The organism is Centipeda felix, from assembly GCF_900186465.1.
Classification (GTDB): domain Bacteria; phylum Bacillota; class Negativicutes; order Selenomonadales; family Selenomonadaceae; genus Centipeda; species Centipeda felix.
The window spans coordinates 885,187-904,445 of sequence record NZ_LT891959.1; the positions used below are offsets into that span (position 1 = coordinate 885,187).

Annotated in this window: 15 protein-coding genes; all 15 read right to left on the reverse strand. The window is 56.7% G+C overall.

Translation table 11 applies throughout. The features are described 5' to 3' along the window. Positions 1 to 13: 13 nt before the first annotated feature. Positions 14 to 2,038, reverse strand: coding sequence for a peroxidase (locus C1713_RS11655; RefSeq protein ID WP_102494009.1), 2,025 nt, complete (start codon positions 2,036 to 2,038; stop codon positions 14 to 16). Next, positions 2,035 to 3,507 carry an exopolysaccharide Pel transporter PelG gene (gene pelG, locus C1713_RS11660; protein WP_102494010.1) on the reverse strand — a complete coding sequence of 491 codons (1,473 nt, stop codon included), beginning with the start codon at positions 3,505 to 3,507 and terminating at the stop codon, positions 2,035 to 2,037. Before pelG ends, C1713_RS11655 begins: the two co-directional genes overlap by 4 nt. Next, positions 3,488 to 4,930 carry a GT4 family glycosyltransferase PelF gene (pelF, locus tag C1713_RS11665; protein WP_009753166.1) on the reverse strand — a complete coding sequence of 481 codons (1,443 nt, stop codon included), beginning with the start codon at positions 4,928 to 4,930 and terminating at the stop codon, positions 3,488 to 3,490. Before pelF ends, pelG begins: the two co-directional genes overlap by 20 nt. Then, positions 4,930 to 6,753 carry a DUF2194 domain-containing protein gene (locus C1713_RS11670; RefSeq protein WP_050342632.1) on the reverse strand — a complete coding sequence of 608 codons (1,824 nt, stop codon included), beginning with the start codon at positions 6,751 to 6,753 and terminating at the stop codon, positions 4,930 to 4,932. The genes pelF and C1713_RS11670 overlap by 1 nt, the downstream gene beginning before the upstream one ends. Beyond that, positions 6,746 to 7,651 carry a hypothetical protein gene (locus tag C1713_RS11675; protein ID WP_050342630.1) on the reverse strand — a complete coding sequence of 302 codons (906 nt, stop codon included), beginning with the start codon at positions 7,649 to 7,651 and terminating at the stop codon, positions 6,746 to 6,748. Before C1713_RS11675 ends, C1713_RS11670 begins: the two co-directional genes overlap by 8 nt. After that, on the reverse strand, positions 7,648 to 9,783 hold the full coding sequence (locus C1713_RS11680) for a GAF domain-containing protein (protein WP_050342629.1): 2,136 nt from the start codon (positions 9,781 to 9,783) through the stop codon (positions 7,648 to 7,650). The genes C1713_RS11675 and C1713_RS11680 overlap by 4 nt, the downstream gene beginning before the upstream one ends. Positions 9,784 to 10,225: 442 nt before the next feature. After that, positions 10,226 to 11,161, reverse strand: coding sequence for a cysteine synthase A (gene cysK / locus C1713_RS11685; protein ID WP_102494011.1), 936 nt, complete (start codon positions 11,159 to 11,161; stop codon positions 10,226 to 10,228). Between the two features lie 135 nt (positions 11,162 to 11,296). Then, positions 11,297 to 11,725 (reverse strand): PTS sugar transporter subunit IIA, encoded by a 429-nt coding sequence (locus C1713_RS11690; protein ID WP_102494012.1) that lies wholly within the window; start codon positions 11,723 to 11,725, stop codon positions 11,297 to 11,299. A 43-nt stretch (positions 11,726 to 11,768) separates the two neighbouring features. Beyond that, a complete protein-coding gene (locus tag C1713_RS11695; RefSeq protein WP_102494082.1) occupies positions 11,769 to 12,614 on the reverse strand; it encodes a MurR/RpiR family transcriptional regulator in 846 nt (281 codons plus the stop codon). Between the two features lie 191 nt (positions 12,615 to 12,805). Further along, a complete protein-coding gene (locus C1713_RS11700; RefSeq protein WP_102494013.1) occupies positions 12,806 to 14,053 on the reverse strand; it encodes a zinc-binding dehydrogenase in 1,248 nt (415 codons plus the stop codon). Positions 14,054 to 14,077: 24 nt separating this feature from the next. Further along, positions 14,078 to 14,902 carry a PTS mannose transporter subunit IID gene (gene manZ, locus C1713_RS11705; protein WP_102494014.1) on the reverse strand — a complete coding sequence of 275 codons (825 nt, stop codon included), beginning with the start codon at positions 14,900 to 14,902 and terminating at the stop codon, positions 14,078 to 14,080. 12 nt (positions 14,903 to 14,914) lie between these two features. Further along, positions 14,915 to 15,712 (reverse strand): PTS mannose/fructose/sorbose transporter subunit IIC, encoded by a 798-nt coding sequence (locus C1713_RS11710; RefSeq protein ID WP_102494015.1) that lies wholly within the window; start codon positions 15,710 to 15,712, stop codon positions 14,915 to 14,917. Between the two features lie 31 nt (positions 15,713 to 15,743). Beyond that, a complete protein-coding gene (locus tag C1713_RS11715) occupies positions 15,744 to 16,217 on the reverse strand; it encodes a mannose/fructose/sorbose PTS transporter subunit IIB (protein WP_102494016.1) in 474 nt (157 codons plus the stop codon). A 180-nt stretch (positions 16,218 to 16,397) separates the two neighbouring features. After that, positions 16,398 to 18,395, reverse strand: coding sequence for a penicillin-binding protein (locus C1713_RS11720; RefSeq protein ID WP_050342627.1), 1,998 nt, complete (start codon positions 18,393 to 18,395; stop codon positions 16,398 to 16,400). Between the two features lie 164 nt (positions 18,396 to 18,559). Then, positions 18,560 to 19,258, reverse strand: a complete 699-nt coding sequence (locus C1713_RS11725) for a formate dehydrogenase subunit gamma (protein WP_009753172.1) — start codon at positions 19,256 to 19,258, stop codon at positions 18,560 to 18,562. Position 19,259 lies beyond the last annotated feature (1 nt).

A 19,259-nucleotide genomic window follows, 5' to 3' on the forward strand; every position in this document is an offset into this window, starting at 1 on the left:
CTGATCTCTTATCTCAGAGGCTCTCATTGTACCAGAGCGTCATACCCCAACCGTGGTATCCGCCGCCCCCCTCATCCGTGCGCACGTACCGCTCCGCCTGCAAAACGAGCTGCTTGCGGTCGCTCATCCGACACGCGAGCTCCGCGAGCAGGGAGCGGCGGCTGAACCCGCCGCCCGTATTGAGCTCCGTGCGCAGCGGATCGTAGGTCGAATTCACCTTCTGATAGTGCGCCATGACCTGCCATGTGAGGCGTTTCGAGATCGTATGCCGCACGCCGATGCCGTAGTACTGCCGCCCGATGGACGAGGAGCCGGGGGCTGTGCCCGCCTGCGTCTGCGAGAGGATCGTATAGCAGCGCAGCACATCCTTTTTCGTGACACCGCGATGGTAGAAGAAGCGCAGCTCCCAGTCGTCGCCGTCACGGTAGTGGCTCTTCCCCGTGATCGTTCCAGCATCCGTATCGATGCTGTCCTGCACGGCATTCCCTGTCGAATTGTGGTAGAGCTGCACCATGTAGGTTTTCTTCGCATCCGTATGCAGATACTCGAGCTCCTGTGCAAAGATATTGCCGGGTGAGACATGGGCATCCCACACCTCGCGCGAGTAGTTGTAGCCGCCGCGCATCGTATAGCTCATTCGTCCCGTCAGACGATCCTGCTCCGTGATCTTATGCAGCACCTCAATGCTCGGGATATACTGCCAGCCTGCGCCAAAGTCGGTAAAGCGCGCAAGGCTCTCCGGCACAACCGCCTTTGCACCAATGCGGCTCTGCCCCGTCGGAATGCTGAGGCCGAATCCGTAGCGAACGCTGTTGATGGGGTTCTCGTTGCGCAGGGTCAGGCTCAGCGAGGTATCCGTCCAGCCCGACACCGCGCCGTTTACAAAGCCCGTATCGGACTTCACATAGCCCGTCGAAATCCCGTAGTCGAGCTTCTGCTTGCCGCGGTGCGTGCGCTTGTAGTAGGAGAGCGGCAGATAAAGCTGATGCCCGCCGCGCTCCCCGCGCCACGCATAGTACTCTGCCCCGGTCTGCCAGCCCGCCCCCTCACCGAAGCAGTCGAGATCATGCTGCGCGACACGGAGCTGCTGTTCTGCCGTGCCCTCATCGCGCACGGCATCGCGCTCCCACGCTGCGGCCTGCTGCTGATAGTTCTCCGCATCCATCACGTAGGATGTTGCCTCCGCGAGATTTGTCGTGCTGTCAGCAAGATCTTGCTGATAGCCCGCAACAGCCTCGCGCGCGTCGCGCTCCGCATCCTCTGCCGCCTCACGTGCCGCCGTCAGCTGAGAGAAATAGTCCTCGATCGCATCCAGCTCGGACTGTGCGGCGTCCACCTCGGCGGAGGCCGCATCAATCGCGCTCGTATCCGACGTCCCCTCCGCCGTCTCTGCCGGTGCTGCACCCGCGAGAGCAGCATTGACCATGGCCTGTGCATCGTTGACGCGGTTCTGCTGGTAGCCGACCTCGTTCAGGACGCGCGCCACCACCGCCGCCCGATCCTTCTCGGCAGCGCTGCCCAAAGGAGCCGACGTGTCACCGCTCGCCGCTGCCATGCGATCATACCGTGCACTTATCGCCTCCACATGTGCGCGCTGCGCATAGACTGTCGGTGCATAGTCCGCCTCCGCCTGCTGCGCCGCGATCGCCTCCTGCGTACGCTGTGCGCTCAGTGCCTCTGCTGCTGCAAGAGCGTTCTTCACCGCAGCCAGCTGCTCCTCTGCATCGTGCAGATTCGACTTGGCCTGCGTGAGATTCGCCGCGGCATCCGCCACGCCTGCCTTGGCATCGGCGAGGTTCTGCTGTGCGTCGGCGAGATCCTTCTTCGCCTGCGCGAGAGCCTCCTTTGCTGCACGGTAGGAGGCGATCTCATCCTTGACATCCATCATATACGAGTAGTAGCCGTACACATCGTGCAGCGCATCGTTGCTGCCCGCGAGGGCCTCATGCCCCGTCATGGCAAAAAGGAGCGTACACGCCGCCGCGGTCGTGCGCCGCAGGAGATCACGGCGGCGCTGCGCCCGTCTCAGCATACTCATGCCTTCTCCATCCTTTCCAGATCGGGGAGCTTGTCCCCATACAGCAGATGGGCAATCGTCCAAAAAATCCCCGCGTCTGCCTGATAGAACACCGGCTGCGCACAGAACACATAGTAGTTGATCCCGTTGGAAAAGCATCGGAGCAGCCACACGCCGTAGGCGAGGGCGAGTGCTGATGCGAGGAAGAAGCCAAAACCGTAGCTCTTGTCGCCGAGCCAGAGGCTGACGACGCCAAAGGCGATGTTGCCGACGGCGGCAATTGCGCCGATCCGCCACACGCCTTTCTGGAAGTCAAAGTACTCCAGCATGATCATAAAGATCTGCAGTGTCCCGACGAAGAAGGACGCAAAGAGGATCACGTTGTACATATTGATCGCATTGTAGTCCAGCCCCGCAAACGAGAGGATGTAGTTGCCAAGAGCGAGGAAGATCAGCGTAAAGACGAACTGGAACTCAAGCGCCTGCCGCATCTCGAACCACATGGAATAGAGCAGATCCTTGCGCGAGTCCTCGATGAGGTGCAGGTTCCCGCCGTGCGTGATCGCTCCGAAGTAGTGGGCATAGCGCTCGTAGAACTGCGTCTCCACCTTGACCACAAAGATCGTCATGAGCGGCAGAATCGAAAGCAGTGCGTAGAAGACGACCACATCATAGCGCGGCGCATAGAGGAATGTCCCGTGGATGAGCACGCCCCATGGCCCCTGCCATATAATGATGTTCGGCAAAAAGAGGCCGAGCGTATAGCCGAACGCACCGATGAAGAGGCGTCCGTGACGCCCGAGATAGGGGAGAAAGGCAAAGAGCATCCCGTCGCGCGGCAGTCCGAAGCGGCTCGTCACATAGAGGAAGAAGAAGAGCGCGAGAACGCCCATCCCCACATCCACGGATAGGAGCGCTCCCTCCGTCGGCGGCAGCCAGCTCGTTTCCAAGAACAGTACGGTCAGCAGGAGACTGATAAGCACGCCCACGAGATAGCCGAGGATGAGATACTTGAACTTCTTAACCGCCGTCAGGTAGACCCCGCCCACCCAGATCAGCAGCAGCTCCGAGAAAAAGACATGAGAGAGCAGTTTCAGCTCGAAGGCGAGCGGCTTGTTCCAGAAGAAAATCACCGCCGCAATCGTCCCGAGTGCAAGGAGAATCGCACTCATGCCGAACATGGACGGCGTCACGTCGCGATAGTGCTGCACCGTGATGCAGTCCGCAAGATAGCGCGTCAGTACAATCGTAAAGCCCGAGGAGAGCAGCTGCGAGAAGATGAAGGAATAGATCACCGCCCCGAGGAACACCGCCGAGGCATCATCGCCTGCGCCGTACGCGATGAAGAGCAGCTGCACAGCGAGCACCATGCTCGTGAGGAGGACGAACGGCCCCGTCGTCACAATGGCGGAGTACGAGTACGCCTTGAGATGTCCTGCCGCCGTCCGCGCACGGAACAGCCGCTTCAGCTCAAACCCGACGCCCGCCATGGGATCCCTCCTCCGCTGCCTCACGATAGGCAGTCCGATACGATGAAATAAACTGTTCGTAGGTATAGTGTGCCTTCGTCCGCGCAAAGCCGACCGCCGCCATGGAGCGGCGCAGCTCATAATCGCGCGCGAGGCGCAGAATCTCGTATGCCATCGCCTCAAAATCCATCGGGGCGACCACCGCTCCGGCGGTGCCGAGCGTATCGTTGCTGTCGCCGTAGATCAGCTCACGGCAGCAGCCGACATCCGTTGTCACGTACGGACGATGCGCCGAGAACCCCTCGAGCACAGCGAGCGGCTGCCCCTCGCTGATCGAGGAGAGCACGAGCACATCCATCTTCGGCAGGTACTCCGCGACGGGCACAGACCCCGTGAACTCCACATCCTCAAGACCGAGCATCTTCACCGTACGGTAGCAGACCGCCACATAGTCTGGATCCTCCTCCAGACCGCCCATGATGCAGAGCTTCGCCTCGGGCATCTCGCGCTTAACGATGGCAAAGGCACGCAGGAGCGTCAGGATATCCTTGATCGGCGCAACGCGCACGACTGCACCGACCTGAAACGCACCGCCGTGGTCGCGCAGCTCCTCGATGTGCGCAAAGCGCTCCATGTGGACGCCGTTCGGCACGATATGGATTCGGTCTGCGGGACAGCCGAGATCAACGGCGATCCTGCCGTTGTGCTCAAAGAGCGTATAGACCCGCTGCGCCGACCGATAGGCGATCCGCGCCAGATGATAAAAATACTGGATCCAGAGGCCCTTGAAATCCGTCTTCACCCAGTCACTCTTGATGATCTCTGCCTCGCGCTCACGCGAGTAAACACCGTGCTCCGTAATCATAAACGGCTTTCCGCTGAGCGTCGTCGCCATGCCGCCGACCACACCGCAGTATCCCGTCGCCACACTGTGATAGACATCGGCCTCGGGCAGCTTCTGCTGCAGCAGGAAAAAGAGCGGCAGCAGCATCGAGCGCATCGTCCAGAAAAAATCAGTGAACGGGAGATTTCGATATTCCTCCCGATAGAAGCGTACAATCACATCGAAGAAATCGCTCGACATAAAGACCGCGAGCGGCGATTTCCACCGTCCGGGGCGAAAGATCTCCGCGAGATGCTCAATCGACACCGTATGTTTTCCGCGGACGAACTCATAGAGCGTCTGCTGCTCCTGCCCCGTGAGGATGCCCTCGAGCATATCCGAGGAGCGCAGGGCGAGGATCTCGTCGAGAAAGACCTCCTCGATGCTGATGCAGTTCTTCGGCAGCTTGTACTTGAACTTGCCGCGATCCTTCCCCTCCGCACCGATCGAATAGACGACGAACTCATACTCCGGGAGCCCCTCCATGAGCATCTGTACCCACGACGATACGCCGCCCACAACGTAGGGATATGAGCCTTCCGTCAGCAGACAGATCCGCATCAGGGCTCCTCCTTCCAATAGATATGTGCCTCGGGCTTCGTCACGCGGACGATGTAGACACCGTCCTCCACCGCCTCTGTCTTACAGCCGTCCGTATGGTCGATCTCCTTCTCCGTGCGCAGCAGGAAGCGCAGCTCCCCGCTGTAGCCCCAGGAGTAAATATGCAGCCCATTCTCCTCGTGCACGACGCGATAATCCATGTCGTAGTAATCCGAGAAAATGGGAATACTATCCGAGACCGTCTCGGGCGTCAGCCACGGATAGCGCGTACTGAGGCGGTGCATGAACGACTTCAGACCCGTCGACATACTATGCCAAGACTGGTTGGCACTCTCCGCGTAGAACAGCTCATCGGGGTGGATGAAATGCGAGAACACGCCGATGTAGTTCAGCGCTGTGATCTCGCCCCAGAACTGCGCTTCATCGTCCTCATGCCCCGAGCTGATGCGCGGGATATTGTAGATGCCATCCTTGTAGTTAAAGTCCTGATACCACGCATGATCCGTCGCGAGTCCGTCGTAAAGCGAACAGACCGCGATGAGCTCCGGAAACACCTGCCGCACGGCAGCGATCCCCTCGGGGCTCGAGATGTTCGACGGCGGCACATAGTAGCGGAAATCATAGTCCGGATAGACGGATTTTATATACCTGCGCAGCTCCGTCAAGGAGTCGATCATATCTGCCTGACTCTCCCACGGCACATAGTCGAGCTTTGCCTGACCATAGCCCGCAGGCGCGAGCGGCTGATGATTGTAGCCGTGCAGCCCGAGCTCCCCACCCATGTCGATCAGCTCGCGGCCATAGATGATGAGCGCGTCGCGCGCCGCACGTCCGCCGAGCGCATGGAAGGGGCCTTTGATCTGTGCGTTATAGTTTTCGATGATCGCCCCCGAGAGGCGGAGGTTCTCGTCCTTTGCGAGTTTGCGCACGAACGGCCACCAGATTTTCCGGTAGAATGTCGCCGTATCCACGCCGAGCTCATTGTAGATATGGGGGAAATCTCCATCGGGCACCGGTGCCGGGAAGTCGTCGAGGATGAAAATCTTGACACCGACCACGGGGTAGATCGGATCCGTTCCGCAGTGCGCGAGCATTGCCATATAGATACCGAGATTTGTCTTGTCGTCGCGCTCCATCCCATTATACATATAGACATGGCCGTCGCCAAGGCTTTTCTCCCAGACGAGCGGCACGCCCGCTGCCGTGGCAATCTGCACCTCGGCATCGGGCGTGAGTGTCGTCAGATTGACCTGTGTCGTGTAGCTGTCACCGCCGTTAAAGCTGAATCCCTTCGCCCCGACGAGAAAGTTCGTGACCACATAGATCCCGAGCGCATCTTCCACCGTACCCACATCGGCAATGCCGACATCCGCGAGCAGTGACGCATCGATCGCATCCTTGTCCTCCTGCCAGATCCGCTGCATGGCAAGGAGCGTTCCGCCGCCGCGCACATAGTCCATGACTGCAGGCAGCATCGTCACCCGCTGGAGATGCCCCGTCGTAATCGCCACGCCCGTATAGGAATCATCGAGCGGGACACTCTCATCCATCGGATGGCTCTCGTATGCCTTGCGCTTTTCCGTCAGCAGCTTCTCCACATTGTGCCGCGTATACATGCTCAGCACATCCGTCGGATCGTAGAGGATGAGGAACTTCTCCTGCGGCATATCCCCGTCGAACGGTTTGTCATACACCGTATGGTTCCCGAGCAAACGATTGGAGAGTGCACCGAGGTGGAGGAAGCCGTCGAGACGGCTGTACTGGAAAAAACATCCGAGGAAGAACGAAACGAAAAGGAGGATGTAAAGACTGCGCTTATTCATGCACTCTACCTCCATCCCAATACCGTATCGCCTGCATTGCCTCGTTGCTGAGACGTACCGGCAGCTTCTTCAGGGCGCTGATCATCTCCAGCAGCTTCTCCCGCCGATGCGACGCCTGATAGACATTCATCAGGAGGAGGAGCGGCAGCTCGTCATTCGGGTGCTGCTCCCGCATCTCCAGACAGGACGCCTCCGCCTCGAGCATCTGTCCACCGTGAATCAGCTCACGGATCTCCTCCGCTCGGTAGGCGGGATGCTCGGGATGGCGCTCCGCGAGGAGACGCAGCATCTCCCTGTAGCGCGTGCGCTGCTGCTCGCGCGTCACCTCGTCGCCGTACTGACGCAAGAGGAACTCGCGCACCTTCTTGACGTACTCGTCCAGCAGGGCGTCGTCGTCCGCGCCGCGCTTGATCTGCTCCTCGAGGGTATAGATCTCCTCGTTCAGCTGCTCCATGTGCGCCGTCATGAGCGACACTGCATAGTAGGCGATCTCACGGTCGCTGTCGTGTACTGCCTCGTTCAGGATCGACTGCCGCTCCACCACATTCTGCTTGATCGCATCGGTGAAGAACTTGCGCTTCAGCTTCGCATCATCGAGCAGAAAGGTATCACGCAGCGGCACAATATCGCCGCTGTAGGCGGGATCATCGATCGAAAGGCTCAGATCCTCGTCTTCTTCGTCCGGTCCTGTACGGCGCATGAGCCCGAGCACCTGACCGATCAGCTCGTAGAGCAGCAGCAGCACGAGTCCCGCGACCGGTATGGTAAGGGAGACGAGAGCCTTGGACAGTGCCGAGATCCACCCGCGATAACGCCATTCGAGCACGGTACAGACGAGAACCACGACGAGGTATATGGCGACGAAGATCCATCCGCCCGGAACGCCCTCGTTCATCATAGTGACTGACTCTCCCCCGTTTCAATCCCGACCTTTGCGAGACGTTCCCGCACCATGGCAAGCGTCTTGCCCGTAACATCCGAGAGGAGCAGCGAGACGCCTTTCTCTGTCGCGCCGATCACATCCTCGGCACGAATGCTGTTCGCGATCTTATGGTCGAGCTCGCGATAACTCATGTGATGAATGTGGATCGGGAGCAGCGTGACAGGATAGTCCGGCTGCAGCCGACGGCGCTCGCGGAACTCCGCGACCACCTTATCGAACTCCTCCGCACGCAGGATGCGCGTATCGTCGAGATACTTGCGGTCGGCCGTCTCCTTCTCCCATGCGTAGGCATTCGCGAGCGAGCCCGCGACCAGGCGCGCCGTAATCGAGAGCAGATTTTGCTCGTAGAGGCTCCACTGCTCGAAGTCCAGATGATAAATCTGGACCACCGCAATGACCCTGCCGTCGTGGACAATCGGTGCGGCGAGATCGGGGACCCCCTTCATGAGGTCGCGGTTGACAAATATCTCGTGATCCTCGAGCACCCGCTTCAGATACGGATGATCCTCCACGCGCAGCGAGCGCGGCAGCTCGTAGGTGCTGTCGCCGAGACGTACCTTCTGGCGCAGATAGTAGCCACCCTCACCCACCACATAGACCACGACATCCTTGACGCTCAAGATTTCTGCCGTCACGGCTGCTGTCTGCGTATAGAGGTTCTCTGTCTCGACCGAGTCCAGACGCGAGGTGATGCGATAGAGGCGGCCGATGCTGTCGTCCGAATTGATGATCTGACGGTAGAGACGATCCTTGATGGCAACGCTCTCCTTGAACAGATTCTCAAGGAAGGAGACACGGTACTGCAGACGGCGCTTGACCCGCCCATCCGCACGCTGACGGAACGCCTCACGATCGGCAAAGTAGCCCGTCAGCACGGCGGTAAAAAAGTAGGAAACAAAGTGGAGGAACTCCGGCGGGCTGTAGAGGAGCGCCACGAGATCCCAGCCCTGCCCGAGCAGCGAGCGGATGAGGATCACGAGTGAAAATCCGGCGGCAAGGAGTGCCTGCTGCTTTCCGTAGAGAAGCCCCATACAGCTGATGTAGATAAAGGCAAAGTCCACATAGATGATCGGATTGACCGGCGTTCCGCCCTGCAAATGCGTCACACCGAGCGTCAGGAGTGCACCGACGATATTCTCCACGAAGGGGACGACGGTGCGCATGATGCGCGCACGCTGTGCCCGACGGATGTACTCCATGCCCTCCGCCTGCGCCGTCTCGCGCGCCGCCTTCATCGCCGCCCATGTCTCGCGCAGCCCGGGGACAAGTGGGCGGCGTGGCTGCCAGCCCAGCAGCTCCGAAGCTATCGTGCTCCGAAGCACGGCAATCCCGTGCGGGTGATGCGGGGTGGCGGACGTATGCATCGAGGGGAAGAAGTCCGCGCAGATCATATAGAGATCCTCCATCGTCGTCCCCTCTGTGGGGGCAATGTGGAGATATGGCTCATGAAAGTCACGCGCCGTTGCCTGATAGATTGCATAGACCGCGTCACGCGCATCGACCAACCCGCACATCGTCTCGGCGGGCGCGACGTACTTCGGCAGAGAACGCCCCGTGAGCGCCATGCTGAACAGGCGTCCGATCAGGCCATCCTCCGCCGTCATCCCCGGAGCATAGAGCTCGGGAAGACGGATGACAGAGACGGGAACGCCCTGTGCACGATACGCCATGCCGAGCTCTTCGAGCCGTACGAAAAGCCTGCCGTCCGCATTCTGTGGATTCACTGCATCACGTTCCGTCGGCTGCGTCCCGGCGGCAAACACCTCGTCGTCGGAGAGCAGAAAAACCTGCTTGACCGCACGCTCCTGCGCCATGCGCAGGAGCGCATCCAGACGACGCATCGCAACGGAGGTGTCGCGCTCCAGTCGGTAGACGAGCAGATCCAGATTCTGAACCGAAAAGACCTGTGCCGCCTCCGCACTGTCCACCTCGCAGTCATACGTGTGAATCCCCTGCGGAGGACGTTCTCCCTCCACCGCGCGAAAACGATAGAGCTCCCACCCCTCCTTTGCGCAGCATGCACCGAGCAGCTGCTCCAGATAGCGTGGAAGCCCAACGAACATCGCCTTTTTTGTCCATGTACTCATGTCATCATCCTATTCTTGCGACAGTCGGCATCTCACCAAGGGATAGTCCATACAACCCATGCCATTTCCGCCAAACAACAAATAACAAATAATGGCACGATATGGAAATAGCAACTATATCGATGAAGATCCAAATTTTTAGCAGCTACATTTTATCGCATTTTCTTAAGAAACAATACAAAGAGAGCAGGAACAAAATTATAAATTCCACTCTCTTGGTCTTATATCGCACAAATCCTTCTTCAACACCCGATATTCCAACGTTTTGTGATGTGTCCCGCACGGTATCAACCTAAAGAATAGGCTCTATCACATAAGAAGAAAGCACTGGGATAAACATCCCAAGGTATATATCGAAAAAAGCATCTCCTATTACAGTCATTTTTTGTAATAAGAGATGCTTTTGCGTATTTTTTACGAAGGACTAATAAGAAGTAATTTTTTACTTACCTGCAAAGAGGTCCGTTGAGAGGTAGCGGTCACCGCCATCGGGCAGGAGGGCGACGATCGTCTTACCCTCATACTCCGGACGCTTTGCCAGCTCCACCGCCGCTGCGAGTGCTGCACCTGAGGAGATGCCAACCAACGCGCCTTCGCGCCGAGCGAACTCGCGCCCGTAGACAAAGGCATCGTCATTCGACACGCGGATCACCTCATCATAGACCTTCGTGTCGAGCGTGTTGGGGACGAAGCCCGCGCCGAGTCCCTGCAGTTTGTGCGGGCCGGGCTTGCCGCCCGAGAGCACGGGCGAGTCCGTCGGCTCCACTGCGACGATGTATACGGCGGGATTCTGCTGCTTCAAATAGCGGCCTGTGCCCGTCACCGTGCCGCCCGTACCGACCCCGGCGACAAAGGCATCCACCTTGCCGTCCGTGTCCGCCCAGATCTCGGGGCCCGTCGTCCGCTCGTGCGCGGCAGGATTCGCGAGATTCTCGAACTGCGAGGGGATGAACGAATTCGGGATCTCCTTCTGCAGCTGTTCTGCACGCGCAATAGCGCCCTTCATCCCCTGTGCCCCCTCCGTGAGGACAATCTCTGCGCCGTATGCCTTCAGCAGGTTGCGGCGCTCCACGCTCATCGTCTCCGGCATCGTGAGAATCGCACGGTAGCCGCGCGCCGCCGCCACCGAGGCGATACCGATGCCCGTGTTGCCGCTCGTCGGCTCGATCAGCGTCGCCCCCGGCGCGATCCTGCCGTCTTTCTCTGCCTGCTCAACCATTGCAGCCGCAATACGATCCTTCACCGAGCCCGACGGGTTGAAATACTCGAGCTTCACGAGGAGATTCGCCTTGAGATCATGCGCCTTCGCGAACGACTTCGCCGCGAGAAGCGGCGTGCGACCGATGATCTCCGTCACACTCTGATATACCTTCCCCATTGTATCGTCTCCTTCATCTTTATATTATTAGCAAACATACCAAAAAACTATGTTTGTAGTTTACACGATTTCAGGTACTGTGTCAAGGGAGGAAATGAAAAAAGCGCACCCGATGGATGCGCACACCATACTACTTCACAAATCATCATCTTCTTCATTCAGTAACGACGCATGAAAGAAGTGCACTCCCTGACTAGCGGCTGCAGCAGCCTGTTTCATGAGGGCATGAATATCCCACTCTCGATCGGCATTCCGAATGCTGACCATTTCGATGAGCATCGGAAGATTAACCCCTGTGACAATCCCATAGGACAGATCTCCCACCGCCAGTCGACATGCTGCATTAAACGGACTGCCCCCGAAGAGATCATTGAGAAAAAGCAGTCCATTCGTACAATCCAGCTGGGCAATCGCATCCTTATACTTTACCAGTACATCGTCCAGACTCTCTCCCGGCATAAGTGTCACTGTTCTCAGATTCTTCTGCGTACCGCAGATCATTTCACAGGACTTTCGCAGCTCCTCTGCGAGACTCCCATGAGCACCTATGATGATCCCAAACATACTGTATTCTCCTTTGTCCCACAGACAGATGTCCTGTCATCCGTTACATCTTCTGCTCTGAAAGTCGCTGTTCATGTACATCAACGAAGGATGACGAATCCTGTTTGGCACTGAGCAGCATGTAATAAAGTGCTTCAACGACAGCCGTCATGCTCAGACGTGTCGATGAAAAGCTGAAGTTTCGAAAAAGGATGCGTTCCCGTGAGGCAGCATACAGTACGTAGTGACTCATGCGAGCTAACGAGGAATGCACCTGATTCGTAACCAGGACAATCAGCACCCCTTGTTCACGTGCTGCAGCAACGATACGCATGAGATCTTTCGTCTCTCCGGATGAAGAGAACACGAGCATAACGTCCTCCGGGCGCGCCGCATGCATCATCGCGAGCATGTGCTCCCAAACAGGCGCAGAAATCGCTGCAAGTCCGAGCTCGTTGAGCTTATAGCCTGCATCCATGGCGACAGGTATCGTATTGCCCATAGCGGCACAAAAGACCAATCTTGCCTTCCCGACACGCTCCACGACCGTGCGAAACATTGCGGGGTCAATCTCTGCCAACGTCCTTCGCAATTCCTCTTGCTTGCAGGAAAAAATAATTTGCAGAGACACATCCATCTGAGCACAATCTAATTCATCCGAATCGACATGATCCTTATGTGACGAAGCATGGATTGCCATTTCCTTCGCCATATTAATTTTTAGATGGTGGAATCCGTTGCATCCACATTTTTTACAGAACCGAACGACCGTCGCGTCACTCGTTCCACAGGTTGCAGCAAGCTCGGAAATCGTCATATCAACAACATGGGATTCGTGCTTCAGAACGTAGTCAGCTACTCGTTTCTCTGCGTCAAAGAACAAGGCATAGTTGGAAAGAATCTTTTCCAAAACTTTTTCCGAGTCGGACACGGGATTTGCTTCCTTTCAGGATATAAGAGCCACGCATAAATTCAGCACTGTCATCTTGGCATATCTTTTGGGTTGCGCTTCGGCAGAATATCCTTCACAGAGCACCTCTCTGTTCGGTTTTCTGCCTCATTCGGACGTCACTCTGAGGAGCGGTTTGCGCAACGGATCCTTTATGCTTCGTTCAGCAGAATTCGTTCTGCTTCCGCACACCAAAACCCGCCATGTTCCTCTACAGCAGTCATAATCTTCGCCGCGTTTGGAAGATGTGAAAGATCCGACAGCGATGAAAGTGGGAAATCGAGGTGCGTGTAGACCAGTTTCTTTCCTCCCGGAATATGTTTGAGGTGCAGCGTGGTGTCCACAACTGCGCCGAGTCCTAGTACATGGGAGACGATCTTTTCGACATGCACCGTTCCATCCTCGATCAGGTGGATCGCCTCTTTCATATCCTCGGTATTTCCGCCGCTGGTGCCGACAATATGGGTAACATTATAATGCACATCAAAGAAGTTGATCGGTGCATGAAAATCACAATCCAAAGGACCGGCAAAGAAATTCAGGCAGCCATCCTGGGCAAGCATAGCACTTGCCTGTGTCACCATATCAGGATCGGCAGCCATGACAAACACATCATCAAAACCGCTGACCTGTTCCGGCAAGAGTCCACGCAGCTGCTGTGCATATTGAGGAACATCACGTGTATTCACGTAATGCAGGGTGACACCGTATTTCGCCGCCTCCTCCACCGGGTAGAGCCGACGAACTAGCTCCAGTTTCTCCTGAGTACGCCCCGTAACAATGAGATGGCGCGGACGTCGCGCCCCATGCACGGCTAGGTCGATTGCCAGAAACCCCATTGGTCCCGTCGCTCCTAGGAGTGCCATAGCGCCGCCCTGTCTGGTCCCCATAACGTGCTCATGACTGTATTGATCGCACAGATGATACTGTGCACGGAATGCACCGACAATACAGGAAAGAGGCTCCACGAGTGATCCTGCAAAATATGAATCACCATGATAGGAAAGCAGACTCCCATTGTCCATCACCTGACGATGAAAAATACCATAGGTTGCGTCACCGCCAATCCATGGAAAGGAATATCCCGGTGCATAGGCACGAACATCTCCGATATTGGGCTGTATAACAAATTTATCGCCGACATGATACTGTTCTTTCCACATATCACCCACGGCCGCAATACGTCCACAGAATTCATGCCCGACGATCACGGGATGTGTCGCAATATCTGCTGGAACCTTACGATGATCGGCTCCATTCGATACGGCCTTTAACGTAGACATGCAGAGACTGTCTGTGATGATCTCCGCCATGATCTCATCCGGCTGCATAGGAGGCAGCTCAAATTCCTCCAGCCGTAGATCATTTTTCCCATACAGACGAACTGCCTTCGTTTTCATCGAGATACCTCCTTTTCCCACAGATCAGTCAAGAACACCGAGCCATGCCCCGATAATTCCGACAGCAAAAAGCCCGAAAATCAAGGTAATGGGGTTAATGTTCCGCCGCAGGAGCTTGCACAGAAGCAGCGTTAATCCAAGTCCAAGCATCCCCGGCATCAGCTGATCGAGAATATTTTGTACTGTCGTAACGACAACTGTACCATCGGGACTCGCAATTTCTGACACGACAACAGGAATATCGATATGCGTCCATTTTGCAATCAGCGCGCCCATGACAAACATGCCAAGGATGGTCGCCCCTTCCGTAATCTTCTGCAGCAAATTACCGCCCAGATCACGAACGACGAGATCGATCCCCTTGTTGTACCCGTAGACGACACCAAAGTAGAGTGCGGCCAAGCGCACTATATTGAACAACAGGAAGAAGATAACCGGTCCCAGAAGACTTCCACCAAGCGCCAGGCTAGCGCCCAACGCCGCAGTAATGGGACGCAAGGTTCCCCAAAATACAGGATCTCCCACACCACAAAGAGGCCCCATGAGCCCTATCTTGATGCTGTTAATCGTTCCATCGGATACCTCTGCACCATTGGCCCGCGCTTCTTCCATTGCAGCCGTCACGCCAAGAACAGGTCCTGCGCAAGCCGGCGTGACGTTGAAAAAGTTCAGATGGCGTTTTAATGCTACAGCCTGCTCTGCCTTATCATGATAGAGACGTTTGATCGCCGGTACCATATCAAAACAGAAGCCCAATGCATGAATACGCTCGAAATTAAACGACGCCTGCTGGAGATTCGAACGCATAAAGATCCAGAACAGATCGGATTTTGTCAATTTCTTTTCCATGTCTATTCCCTCTCAGTCTTCCAGTTCATCATCTGCAACAGCTGTGGGTGCTGATGCTGCCGCCTGTGGTGCTGCAAAGCGCGGGTTGAGCTGCACATAAACGATCGCGAGAACTGTGCCGATCACACCAAATGCGACCAAATTAAATGACGAAAATGCGGCTACAACGAACCCGAGGAAGAGGAATGGCCGCAAATACTTACCGCCCATCATGTTAATAACCATCGCATAACCGACGGCGACAACAAAACCGCTGGCAACCTGGAGGCCGACCGTTATGGTTTTCGGGATAGCATCAAGCAGAGCTTGGATTCCCTCGGGGCTGGCAAATACTGCCACAAGAAATGCAGGGACAGCAACACGCAGTGCTTGAATGACAAGTGCCGATACATGGCAAATATCGATCATGCGGAAATTCGCATCCTCAGCGTAGCGGTCCGCTGCATGCTGGAAGAACACGGTAATCGTACGGGCAATGACCGTTAGAACCTGTCCCGCAGCGGCAACAGGAAGTGCAATTGCTATGCCCGTACCAATAGACTGACTGCCAACAATGACCAATATCGTTGAAATGATACTGGCAAGTGCCGAGTCGGGAGACTGCGCCGCTCCGATATTCATCCATCCCAAAGCGATGAACTCCAACGTCCCGCCAAGAATGACACCTGTCGTCACGTCTCCAAGGATTATACCGACAAGTGTACACGCGATGAGCGGCCGATGTGTCTGGAACGAATCCAAAACGCTTCCCATTCCAACAATTGCTGCTACGACAACGAGTAGAAAAATTTGAAGCCCTGAGATTTCCATAATGCCTTACCTCCTCTGCACCGTAACGTGGTTACAGTTTCGACATAATATCTACCTTGTGATCCGTTGCAACGGGACGAATCTCAAGTTCAATGCCGTGTTCGTGGAGCGTACGGAACGCCGCGCGATCGGAATCATCGACGGAAACAGCCTTCGTGATTTGCTGTTTGCCTTCACGGAATGCCATACCACCAATGTTCACGCTGCGGATAGGGACACCCCCCTCCACCATACGAACGATATCCTGCGGACAGATAAACAGAAAAAATACTGTTTCCTGCTCATACTTCGGATTTTGATAAACGCGAATCGCCTTATCAATGCTGACAACATTTACCTTAATACCGGGAGGAGCAACCTGTTTGAGCAACTTTGTCCGCACCTCATCCGCCGCCACTTCATCGCTGCATATAATGATCCGACCTGCTCCTGCTTCATGTGCCCAGACCGTCGCCACCTGACCATGAATCAGGCGGTCATCAATGCGCACCAGTTTGATGATCATAAAGCATCCTCCTATCATACTGCCTAACGCCGCATAACGTTCTGAATTGTTGTAACTTATTATAGTAAGAAAATTATTTTCTTGTCAAGTGTTTTCATGAAAATATTTTTTTTAATAAAAGAAAGAGCAGCTACATGAAGACAAAAACATCTTCGTGTAACTGCTCTTCTCACAGTTCTATCACGTCGGATGGAAGTAGACCTTTACGCGTTCGCCCTGGTCGACGATGTCGTTGACGCTGAGGCTCTGGCTGACGGCGGCACCCGTGCCCTCGCTCTCGAAGGTGAGTCCGCGCAGCTCGGCGAGGCGCGCCGCCTCGCGCAAGGAGAGTCCCGTAAAGTCGGGCACGACAGCCTTGCCCTCGGGCGGTGTCGCGGCCGCTTCCATGCGCTTTTCTTCGTCGTCGCTGCGCCCCTTCTCCGTGCCCCCCGTCGTTTCGGCAAAGGTGTTGCTCGACGGCTCGACATGGGCATAGCGCAGGAGCTGGGTAAAGATGCGCGAGGCGACAGGTGCGGCGATCTGTCCGCCGTAGAAGTCTCCGCCGCGCGGATCGTCAATCATGACGAGGACGGTGAAGATCGGATCCTCGACGGGCGCAAAGCCACAGAAGGAGGCAATATAGCGGCCTTCAAGATAGCCCGCCGTCTCACGGCGGATCTTCTGTGCCGTACCGGTCTTGCCTGCGATGCGGTAGCCCTTGACTCCCGCCTTCATGCCGCCGCCGCTCGCGACGACCTGCTCCAAGAGCCCGATCAGCGTGCGGTCAACGGTCGGTTCGAGCACACGCCGTATCTCACGCGGTGTGCGCTCCTCGTAGACAGAGCCGTCGGGGTTCCGAATCTCACGCACGATATAGGGGTGCATGAGCGTGCCGCCGTTCGCGATGGCCGCCATGGCCGTGACGAGCTGCAGTGGGGTCACGGCGATACTCTGACCGATCGCCGTCGTCGCGATATCCGAGTCGCGCATATCATCCGCACTGAAGAGGATGCCCTCCTCCTCGCCCGGGAGGTCAATGCCCGTGCGCTCGCCGAAACCAAAGACGCGCGTGTAGTGCATCATCTTCTCCGCGCCGAGGGAGAGCCCCACCTGTGCAAAGCCCGTGTTGAGGGACTTCTTTACGATGTCGGTGAAGGTGACCGCGCCGTAGCTTTCGTTGCTCCAGTTCTGGATGCGTCGTCCCGAGACCATGACGTAGCCGGGGTCAAAGAAGACCTGATTCGGCGTAACGATGGCCTCCTGCAGTGCCGCGCCCGCAATGACGGCCTTAAACGTCGAGCCAGGCTCATAGATAAAGGCAACGGCGCGATTCTTCCAGTTCTCCTGCGGATACTCCCAGAAGCGGTTGGGGTTGTAGGAGGGGCGTGATGCCATGGCGAGGATCTCGCCCGTCTTTGGATCCATGACGATCGCCGTGATGGAGTCGGGGTTGTTCTCCGCCATCGCACGGTCAAGTTCCTGCTCGACCATGAACTGAATTGTGCTGTCAATGGTCAGTGAAACGGTCTTGCAGTAGTCGCTGCCGTAGACGCGCCGTCCCGCAAAGATGGAGTCGAGGATAGGGCGGCGCTGTCCGTCGACGGTGAGCCGCTCCTCGCGCACCTCGCCTTTCAGGAGCGGGTCAAGTGCCTGCTCCACGCCGTCAAGTCCCTCGTCGTCCGTGCCGACGAAGCCGATGACGTTCGCCGCGAGCGCGTCGTTCGGATAGTAGCGCTTTGCCTCGTTCTGAAAGCCGAGGCAGTCGCTGTAGCCCTTCTCACGAATGACGGCGCGCACGGCCTCGTACTCCGTGTGCTCCAGCCGCCGCTTGACCCAGACGAATCCGCCGCCGCGCGCGATGTCGTCGAGGATGTCCTGCTCCGTGAGGCCGATAAGCGGTGCAATATCACTTGCGATCTCCTCGGGGTTGTGGGTGTCATAGACGTGGTTTGGGTCGACGAAAAGGGATTTCGTCATGCTGCTGACGGCGAGTTCCTTGCCGCCGCGGTCGAGAATCGCCCCGCGCAGGGACTGGATGTGGAACTCGTAGCCGCTCTGGTCGCGCATCCGCTGGGCGAGCGCATCCCCCTGCACGATCTGCAGATAGGCATAGCGGAATACCAAGATAACGAGAACGCCGATCATTACGAGCGCGACGTAGCCGATGCGCCCCTGCACGGTCGACCGAATATTTTTCATCTGTCCATCTCCCCATGATGCACTGCGATTGTGTTACGGGTAACAGAGACCGTTACTCCATATACTCTGTCATGATACCATAAACGGGCGGGAAAAAAAAGACACGGCTCTGCGCAGGCAAAGCCGTGTCTTTCGTAGGGATTACGGAACAGAGAGGAAACGCCTCAGTGGTTTCCCTCTGCCTTTTCCGCCTCGTTGATCTCCGCGCGCGTAACGATGCCCTCGGAGATGAGCTCGTTCACCCATGCACCATGGTGATGGTCGGCGTACGATGCCTTGATCGTGCCGTCCGTCATGCCGTGCAGGGAGTCGGGGTTGACGCCCGCCGCGAGATAGATATGCCCGAGCGCTGCGGCAAAGCAGACTGCCGCCGCAATGCTGTGGACGGGGATGGCATACGCCGTGATCGTCGCGGGCAGGATACTGTCACCCATCCAGAGGATGAGACCGGTGACGACGATGACGACCGACAGCGCAAGCTGCAGGGCGATGTTCATCTTCTCGCCGCCGTTGTAGAAGCCCTGCGGGGGCATGTGGGGATCTTTGCCCATCAGCTCAAGGGGGAATTTCTGCATGAATTCCATGTCCTTCTTGCCGAAGCTGAAGATCTCCTTCAGCATGATGATGTAGCCCTTGCGCGCGATGATGAAACCGATAATCGGGGTCAGGATGAACATGACGCCGAACACACGGTGCGCATACATAAGCGTCTTATCGCCGAAGATGTTGTAAAGGAAGCGGAACGTGTCCGTGTAAAGCGGGAGTGCCGTGAGGAACAGCATGAAGAACGCAAATGCGTTGAGCCAGTGGCACATGGCAAACGCCTTTTCATGGCGCGGAACGTACTTTTTGTCGATCAACATT

Bases quoted from the DNA above. Each gene is read 5' to 3' on its own strand.
- C1713_RS11655 (WP_102494009.1), bottom strand. From the start codon at position 2,038: ATGAGTATGCTGAGACGGGCGCAGCGCCGCCGTGATCTCCTGCGGCGC.
- pelG (WP_102494010.1), bottom strand. From the start codon at position 3,507: ATGGCGGGCGTCGGGTTTGAGCTGAAGCGGCTGTTCCGTGCGCGGACG.
- pelF (WP_009753166.1), bottom strand. From the start codon at position 4,930: ATGCGGATCTGTCTGCTGACGGAAGGCTCATATCCCTACGTTGTGGGC.
- C1713_RS11670 (WP_050342632.1), bottom strand. From the start codon at position 6,753: ATGAATAAGCGCAGTCTTTACATCCTCCTTTTCGTTTCGTTCTTCCTC.
- C1713_RS11675 (WP_050342630.1), bottom strand. From the start codon at position 7,651: ATGATGAACGAGGGCGTTCCGGGCGGATGGATCTTCGTCGCCATATAC.
- C1713_RS11680 (WP_050342629.1), bottom strand. From the start codon at position 9,783: ATGAGTACATGGACAAAAAAGGCGATGTTCGTTGGGCTTCCACGCTAT.
- cysK (WP_102494011.1), bottom strand. From the start codon at position 11,161: ATGGGGAAGGTATATCAGAGTGTGACGGAGATCATCGGTCGCACGCCG.
- C1713_RS11690 (WP_102494012.1), bottom strand. From the start codon at position 11,725: ATGTTTGGGATCATCATAGGTGCTCATGGGAGTCTCGCAGAGGAGCTG.
- C1713_RS11700 (WP_102494013.1), bottom strand. From the start codon at position 14,053: ATGAAAACGAAGGCAGTTCGTCTGTATGGGAAAAATGATCTACGGCTG.
- manZ (WP_102494014.1), bottom strand. From the start codon at position 14,902: ATGGAAAAGAAATTGACAAAATCCGATCTGTTCTGGATCTTTATGCGT.
- C1713_RS11710 (WP_102494015.1), bottom strand. From the start codon at position 15,712: ATGGAAATCTCAGGGCTTCAAATTTTTCTACTCGTTGTCGTAGCAGCA.
- C1713_RS11715 (WP_102494016.1), bottom strand. From the start codon at position 16,217: ATGATCATCAAACTGGTGCGCATTGATGACCGCCTGATTCATGGTCAG.
- C1713_RS11720 (WP_050342627.1), bottom strand. From the start codon at position 18,395: ATGAAAAATATTCGGTCGACCGTGCAGGGGCGCATCGGCTACGTCGCG.
- C1713_RS11725 (WP_009753172.1), bottom strand. From the start codon at position 19,258: ATGTTGATCGACAAAAAGTACGTTCCGCGCCATGAAAAGGCGTTTGCC.